The following is a 7,429-nucleotide window of genomic DNA, read 5'->3' on the forward strand; positions in this document are numbered from 1 at the left end:
ACGCCGTTGAGCGGGAACTCGGTCGGCTCGCCGCGCTTGTAGGAGCTGTCGAACTCCTTGCCATCGGGGAAGGTGCCGCGGTAGTGCACCTTGACCACGTCGGTGGCGGCCGGCGAGGCGCCCTTGCCGTCGGTCAGCGACTGGAAAACCAGGCCGCTCGGCTTGGTGACCGGCGCGGACTGCGCGAAGGCGCTCGGCAGGACGAACAACGAAACGACGGCGGCACAAAGAACTGATCGCACGGCAAACCCTTGGTTGAATGGAAGAACGGGTTCATTATTGCCGCGGCGCGGCGCAGCGGGCACTGCGCTTGCACCTCGTTGCCACCGCCCTTCCCTACCCCTTCCTCCACGATGCGCTATCGCACCACGATCGATTCCCTGGTCTTCGAATTCGACGACCTCAAGCAGGTCATGGCCATGGCCAGCCCGGCGCGCTCGGGCGACTACCTGGCCGGGATCGGTGCGGCCACCGCGCAGCAGCGCATGGCGGCCCGCCACGTGCTGGCCGAGATCCCGCTCAAGCGATTTCTGACCGAGGCACTGATCCCCTACGAGTCGGACAACATCACGCGCCTGATCATCGACGGCCACGATGCGCAGGCCTTCGCGCCCGTGTCCCACCTCACGGTCGGAGACTTCCGCAACTGGCTCCTGTCCGAGCAGGCGAGCAGCGCCGCGCTGGACGCGCTGGCGCCCGGCCTCACGCCCGAGATGGCGGCCGCCGTCTCCAAGCTGATGCGCAACCAGGACCTGGTCGCGGTCGCGCGCAGGTGCAGCGTGGTCACGCGCTTCCGCGACACCATCGGCCTGCCGGGGCATCTCTCGGTGCGGCTGCAACCCAACCACCCGACCGACGACCTGCGCGGCGTCGCGGCCTCCACGCTCGACGGCTTGCTGATGGGCGCGGGCGATGCCGTGATCGGGCTCAACCCGGCTTCCGACAGCATGCCGGTGCTGGGCGACCTGCTGCGCCTGCTCGACGAGGTGATCCAGCGCTTCGAGATCCCGACGCAGAGCTGCGTGCTGACCCATGTCACCAACACGCTGAAGCTGGCCGATTCGGGAGCGCCGATCGACCTGGTTTTCCAGTCCATCGGCGGCAGCGAGAAGACCAACCTCTCCTTCGGCGTCACGCCCGAGCTGCTCGACGAGGCCCACGCCGCGGCGCAATCGCTGAACCGCGGCACGGTGGGCCGCAACCTGATGTACTTCGAGACCGGCCAGGGCAGCGCGCTGTCGGCCGATGCCAACTTCGGCGTCGACCAGCAGACCTGCGAGGCACGCGCCTACGCGCTCGCGCGGCGCTACCAGCCGCTCCTGATCAACACCGTGGTCGGCTTCATCGGGCCCGAGTACCTCTACGACGGCAAGCAGATCATCCGCGCCGGCCTCGAAGATCACTTCTGCGGCAAGCTGCTGGGGCTGCCGATCGGCTGCGACATCTGCTACACCAACCATGCCGAGGCCGACCAGGACGACATGGACACGCTGCTGGTGCTGCTCGGCACCGCCGGCATCAACTTCATCATGGGCGTGCCCGGCGCCGACGACGTGATGCTCAACTACCAGAGCACCTCCTTCCACGACGCGCTGTTCCTGCGCGAGACGCTGGGCCTGAAGCGTGCGCCCGAGTTCGAGGCCTGGCTGCAGCGCATGCAGATCAGCGACGGCGCCGGCCGGCTGCATCCGCCAGCGGCCAACCGCCTGCTGGCAGACATGGGCGCCCTGACGGCATTGACTCGATGAAGGACATCGTCACCGCCAGCCCCTGGGGCGCGTGGCGCAGCGCCACGCCGGCGCGGCTTGCGCTGGGCCGTGCCGGCACCGGCATGCCGACCGACGAGGTGCTGCGCTTCGGCTGGGCGCATGCGATGGCGCGCGATGCGATCCATGCGGCGCTCGATGTCCCGACGCTCGAGTCCGCGCTGCGCGACGGCGGCTGGGAGGTCGCGCACGTGCGCAGCCGAGCGCCCGACCGCACCGCCTACCTGCGACGCCCCGACCTGGGCCGGCAACTCGATGCCGAAGACGCGCAGCGGCTGCGTGCCCATGCCGGCCCGCCCGTCGACCTGTGCATCGTCATCGGCGACGGCCTGTCCTCGCTGGCGGCGGCTCGCCATGCCGTGCCGCTGCTGGCGGCGCTGCGAGACCATGTGCCCACCGGCCTGTCGCTGGCGCCGGTGGTGATCGCCACCCAGGCGCGCGTCGCCCTGGCGGACGAGGTCGGCGAGGCCTTCGGCGCGCGGCTGTCGATCATGCTCATCGGCGAACGCCCGGGCCTGAGTTCGCCCGACAGCCTGGGGATCTACGTCACCCATGCGCCGCGGCGCGGCCGCCACGACGCCGAGCGCAACTGCATCTCGAACGTGCGGCCCGAAGGGCTCGCCTACGCGACGGCCGCCTTCAAGCTCGGATGGCTGCTGCGCGAGGCGCTGCGCCGCGGCTTGACAGGGGTCGGGTTGAAGGACGACAGCGAACTCCATCTTCCCCATTCCCTATGATCGGGCCGAGCCCCAAGAAACAAGGGAACAAGGAGACTTCATGACCGATCGCTATCCCCTGGCCGAACTCAAGGACCTGCCCGACGACATCCGCGCCGCGGTGCYCCAGGTCCAGGAGAAGGCCGGCTTCGTGCCCAACGTGTTCCTCGGCCTCGCGCGCCGACCGGCCGAGTGGCGCGCCTTCTTCGCCTACCACGACGCCCTGATGCTCAAGGAAGAAGGCTCGCTCACGAAGGGCGACCGCGAGATGATCGTCACCGCCACCAGCGCGGTGAACCGGTGCCTCTATTGCGTGGTGGCGCACGGCGCGCTGCTGCGCATCTACGAGAAGAAGCCGCTGGTGGCCGACCAGGTGGCCGTCAACTGGCGCCGCGCGGACATCACGCCGCGCCAGCGTGCGATGCTCGAGTTCGCGATGAAGGTCTGCGAGCGATCGCACGAGATCGACGATAGCGACTTCGCGCCGCTGCATGCCCACGGCTTCGACGACGAGGACATCTGGGACATCGCCGCCATCACCGCCTTCTTCGGTCTCTCGAACCGGTTGGCGAGCTTCAGCGGCATGCAGCCTAACCCGGAGTTCTTCCTGATGGGGCGGCTGCCGCGCGAGAAGAAGTAGCGACCGCGTCGCGCCCGCGGCAGGACGCCAGGGCGTCGAGTGCGGGCTGGTAGGTGGGCGTCGCCACATCCATCACGCCCAGCACCGTGTGATAGAGGTTGTCGTGCGTGAGCGGCGTGTCCAGGCCCGACGCCATGCAGGCGCTCGACAGCTGGCGCCGCGCTTTCATGCCTTCGCTGAACCAGGTCACCATCGGCACGTGCTTCTGCACCTCGGGGGCGAAGCCATAGGGCACGCCGTGCAGGAACAAGCCGTACTCGCCCAGCGATTCACCGTGGTCGCTCAGGTAGAGCAGCGCGGGATCGAACTGCCTGGAATGGCCCTTGAGCCAGTCGATGGTCTTGCCGAGGAAGCGGTCGGTGTAGGCGATCGAGTTGTCGTAGCCGTTCAGCAACTCGAAGTGGCTGCATTCGGCCAGCGCGTTGCTCTTGCACTCGGGCAGGAAGCGCTTCGCATCGGGCGACGAACGCTTGAAGTACGAGGGGCCATGGCTCCCCATCTGGTGCATCACGAGCACCACGCCCCTGGCGCGGCGCTCGGCGGGCAGCAAAGCCAGACGTTCGTCCAGGCCCTTGAGCATCACGTCGTCGAGGCATTCGTCGCCATCGCACAGCGCGCTCTTGACGCCTTCGCCCAGAGGATCGAAGGCCGACGCATGGGGGATGCGGTCGCACACGCCCTTGCAGCCACCGGCCTGGTTGTCGAGCCAGAACACGGCCAGGCCGGAGGCCTGCAACACATCCATCAGGTTCTCGTGGTCGTCCTTGCGGGCCTCGAAGGCCTGCTTGCCCAGCGGCGAGAACATGCAGGGCACGGACGCCAGCGTATTGGTGCCGCAGGAGCGCACGTCGCGGTAGCTCAGCACCTGCCGCGCCGCGAGTTCCGGCGTGGTGTCGCGCGCATAGCCGTTGAGCCCGAAGTGGTCCGCCCGCGCCGTTTCGCCCACCACCAGCACGAACAGCGGCGGCTTCACCTGGCCCGCGTAGCTGGAACCCAGCGCGGTGCCGCCGGCCACCGGGATCAACTTGCGGCTGTGCTGGAACGTCGGCCCGGCCATGACCGTGGCCGCCGAGTAGAGGCTGGCCAGCGGGTTCATCATGTAGCGCAGGTGAGCGTTGTTGCGCATCAGCGGCGCCAACTGCCGGTTCATCGCCAGCGCGCCGCCGGCGGCGATGGCCGCCACCGCGAGCAGCAGCACGACGTTGCGCCAGGCCTGCGAGAGAACAGGCAGCCGCTCCACGCGCACGCGCCATAGCGCCCAGGCCGGCAGCGCGCAGACCAGGAACACGTTGAACGCCAGCCGCCAGTTCAGCAGGTCGCGCACCTCGTTGGCATCGGTCTGCACCGCATTGGCCAGCATGCTGGGGTCCATCACCACGCGATAGCTCAGCATGTAGTGCTGAACCACCGCGGCCAGCACCACGACGCCGAACCAGATCGGCTTCATCCAGCGCGACCAGGCCATGAACGACAGCAGTGCCACGGTGCCGCACACCGTGAGCAGCGCCATCGATGCGATCGAAGTCAGATAGACGCTCGGAGCACCGCCGATGCGGGCGAGTTCGATCCACAGCGGCCAGTTGGCGACGAGGGCGAGATAGAGACTCAGCCAGACGATGACCCTGCGCGCCGACCGGGGGCGTGCTAACCACTCATCGACGACCCGCCAAGGGGTTGCGGCGGAGGCCCCGGAGGGGCTGGGGGTGGAGGAACCTGCAGTGGCGTGATCGTGAGGGAGACAGACGGATTGCGCAGGGGAACCAAGCATCCGGCGAGCCTAGGCTGCCGGACTGAAATCTCCCTGAATGACTTGGTCAGGAATCGTTCAGTTTCGGTAGAGCGGCCAGCCTGGCACGCCGGGAGACGCGGCGCGAATGGGCCGAACGCGCCAGCGCATCGATCGCGAAGGCAACCACCCAGCACACCCATGCCGTCCACAGCGTATGGCTCATGTAGTGGGCGCCGCGAAGCTGCTGCGACAGGCCGAGCGCCAACCCGGCAACCAGCGTGCAGGCGAGCCAGATACGCGCCACGGCGGGCGACGAGCGCCGAAACGCGAAATACCCGCCCAGGTACGCGAAGGCGGCCGAGGCGTGGCCGGCCGGGAAGCAGTGGCCCGACCCGCCGTCGCTGGTGCCCCAGGCCCAGTGCGACACATGTCGAGCCACGCCGCCGAAGGTCTGGAGCTCCCAGGGACAGCTGGTGTTGCTCCAGTACTTGATGAGCGAGATCAGCAGGACGGACAGGAGCGCCGTGACTGCAAGCTGGATTCTTTCGCCGGGATTCAGCCGGCGCAGCACGCCGACGGGCCACCAGATGGCGGCGAACAGCGCGATCACCAGCACCCAGCTCAGGGACTTGGCGCCTTCGTGCATCACCTTGACCAGGAACCAGTGGTCGCGCCACGGGAAGCCCATCGGGGTGCCCGCCAGCCTCGCCAGCGCCAGGTCGAGGCCGCTTGCATCCCACAGGAGCAGCAAGGCCAGGGTGATCAGGGTCAGGGCGAGCGGACGCGCGGCGGTAGGTCGAATCATCCGGCGCGAGCTTAGATTTCGCGGCTGAACCCAGCCTGAAGCTGGCACTAGACTCCTTCTTTTGAAAAGGACGGAGCCCGTGCGCATTTTGCTGGTCGAAGACGATACCGCCTTGGCAAGCGCGGTGTGCAGCTACCTCGAGGCGAAGGCCTTCGTGGTCGACGTGGCGCCCGGCTTGGCCGAAGCCCGCGCCGCGCTGGCCGCGGTGCAGTACGCCGCCGTGCTGCTCGACCTGCACCTCGGCGACGGCGACGGCCTCTCGCTGCTGCCCATCGTGCGCGCCCTGCGCGACCGTCCGATCGTGATCGTGCTCACCGCTCGCGACCAGGTGACGGACCGCATCCGCGGTCTCGACGCGGGCGCCGACGACTACCTGATCAAGCCCTACGACCCGGCCGAACTGCTGGCCCGGCTGCGCGCGGTCGAGCGCCGGCGCAGCACCAGCAGCGCCCCGGTGCTGCAGCTTGGCACGCTCGAGATCGACCTGGCGCGCGACCTGGTGCGCAAGGACGGCTTCCCGGTCACGCTGACCCAGAAGGAATGGGCGCTGCTGCGCGTGATGGCGACCCGCCCCGACCGCATCCACACCCGCGAGAACCTGGCCGACGCGCTCTACGGCTTCGGCGACGAGGCCGACAGCAACACGCTGGAGGTCTTCATCAGCCGGCTGCGTCGCAAGCTCGGGCGCAACCACATCCAGACCCTGCGCGGACTGGGCTACCGGCTCTCGTTCACGCCGGGCGAAGAGGAAGAATGAATCTCAAGCTGCTGCAGCAGACCGGCTTCGAACAACTGGGCCGGCGCGATTCGCTCGCGGGCCGGCTCACGCGCACCCTGATCGTGTGGGTCGGCGGCGTCTGGCTCCTGTGCGTGCTCGGCGTCGTCTGGTACGTCGACCGCGAGATCAACCACAACTTCGACAGCGAACTGATCGAGGTCTCGCACCGCATGTTCGACATGGCGGTACAGGAACTCGACAAGCTGCAGCGCGAGAACCCCGATGCGCGGCAGCCGCTGATCGCCCCGCCGCAGCTGTTTCCGACCGACGCCGTGATCTACCAGGTGGTCAACCTGCATGAACGCGTGCTGCTGCGCTCCGCCGAGGCGCCGGGCGACGCCTTCGACGTGCCGCTGGCACCCGGCTTCGCCAACTCCGACGCCTGGCGCGTCTACACCGTGCGGCATCCCGTGCGCGAACTGTTCATGCAGGTCGCCGATCCGCTGGACGAACGCCGCACCGCGCTCAACCGCACCCTGTTCGGCCTCATCATTCCGCTCGGCGCGGTGTTGCCCGTGCTGGCGCTGGTGCTGCGCAATGTGGCGCGCACCGAGTTGCGGGCGCTGCAGCAGCTCGCCGGGGAGATCGAGCAGCGCAGCGGCACCGACCTGCGGCCGATCGGGCTGCAGGGCCTGCCGAAAGAGCTGCAGTCGGTGGGCGACCACGTCAACCAGCTGCTGGAACGCCTGTCGCAGTCGCTGGACGTCGAACGGGCGCTGGCGGCCAATGCGGCGCACGAACTGCGCACGCCGCTGGCCGCCGCGCGGCTGCGACTGCAGACGGCGCTCGAACACGATCTCAGGCGCGCCGATGTGCAGGCGGCGCTCGAGGCGCTCCAGACGCTCGGCCACCGCACCGAGAAGCTGCTGCAGCTGTCCCGGGCCGAATCCGGCGCCTCGCTCACGCGTGCCCGGATCGACCTGGTGCAACTGGCCGGCACGGTGGCCCAGGAGTTCTGGCAGGACCCGCGCGTGAACGAACGCCTGTCGCTCAAG

General features: G+C 68.6%; 8 protein-coding genes. 5 read left to right on the forward strand and 3 right to left on the reverse strand.

The genetic code is table 11. The features are described 5' to 3' along the window. Positions 1-242, reverse strand: a 242-nt coding sequence (locus AC1D2K_RS25500; RefSeq protein ID WP_478091982.1) for an FKBP-type peptidyl-prolyl cis-trans isomerase, incomplete at its 3' end; no start/stop codon positions are given. A 111-nt stretch (positions 243-353) separates the two neighbouring features. On the opposite strand from AC1D2K_RS25500, the gene AC1D2K_RS25505 reads away from it, so the two are divergent. Genes AC1D2K_RS25505 through AC1D2K_RS25515 form a run of 3 tightly spaced genes read left to right on the forward strand, consistent with a single transcriptional unit; the run spans position 354 to position 3,122 of the window. Continuing rightward, complete coding sequence (locus tag AC1D2K_RS25505) at positions 354-1,748, forward strand: ethanolamine ammonia-lyase subunit EutB (protein WP_478091984.1); 1,395 nt, start codon at positions 354-356, stop codon at positions 1,746-1,748. Further along, positions 1,745-2,503, forward strand: a complete 759-nt coding sequence (gene eutC / locus AC1D2K_RS25510; RefSeq protein ID WP_478091985.1) for an ethanolamine ammonia-lyase subunit EutC — start codon at positions 1,745-1,747, stop codon at positions 2,501-2,503. Before AC1D2K_RS25505 ends, eutC begins: the two co-directional genes overlap by 4 nt. A 40-nt stretch (positions 2,504-2,543) precedes the next feature. Continuing rightward, on the forward strand, positions 2,544-3,122 hold the full coding sequence (locus AC1D2K_RS25515) for a peroxidase-related enzyme (RefSeq protein WP_478091987.1): 579 nt from the start codon (positions 2,544-2,546) through the stop codon (positions 3,120-3,122). On the opposite strand, the gene AC1D2K_RS25520 is transcribed toward AC1D2K_RS25515, so the two are convergent. Further along, entirely contained in the window at positions 3,073-4,890 is a 1,818-nt protein-coding gene (locus AC1D2K_RS25520) for a phosphoethanolamine transferase (protein ID WP_478091989.1), read from the reverse strand. The two genes, AC1D2K_RS25515 and AC1D2K_RS25520, sit on opposite strands and share 50 nt — an antisense overlap. A 46-nt stretch (positions 4,891-4,936) precedes the next feature. Further along, positions 4,937-5,656, reverse strand: coding sequence for a phosphatase PAP2 family protein (locus AC1D2K_RS25525; RefSeq protein ID WP_478091991.1), 720 nt, complete (start codon positions 5,654-5,656; stop codon positions 4,937-4,939). A gap of 79 nt (positions 5,657-5,735) precedes the next feature. Between AC1D2K_RS25525 and AC1D2K_RS25530 the strand changes: the two genes are divergently transcribed. Continuing rightward, complete coding sequence (locus tag AC1D2K_RS25530; protein WP_478091993.1) at positions 5,736-6,413, forward strand: response regulator; 678 nt, start codon at positions 5,736-5,738, stop codon at positions 6,411-6,413. Next, the coding region (locus AC1D2K_RS25535) for a histidine kinase dimerization/phospho-acceptor domain-containing protein (protein ID WP_478091995.1) at positions 6,410-7,429 on the forward strand (1,020 nt) is incomplete at its 3' end. The genes AC1D2K_RS25530 and AC1D2K_RS25535, both read left to right, overlap by 4 nt.

It is taken from the genome of Variovorax sp. P1_H12_2 (genome assembly GCF_056405335.1).

Excerpts from the sequence above, each read along its gene's own strand:
- AC1D2K_RS25505 (WP_478091984.1), top strand. The coding sequence starts at position 354 with ATGCGCTATCGCACCACGATCGATTCCCTGGTCTTCGAATTCGACGAC.
- eutC (WP_478091985.1), top strand. The coding sequence starts at position 1,745 with ATGAAGGACATCGTCACCGCCAGCCCCTGGGGCGCGTGGCGCAGCGCC.
- AC1D2K_RS25520 (WP_478091989.1), bottom strand. The coding sequence starts at position 4,890 with ATGCTTGGTTCCCCTGCGCAATCCGTCTGTCTCCCTCACGATCACGCC.
- AC1D2K_RS25525 (WP_478091991.1), bottom strand. The coding sequence starts at position 5,656 with ATGATTCGACCTACCGCCGCGCGTCCGCTCGCCCTGACCCTGATCACC.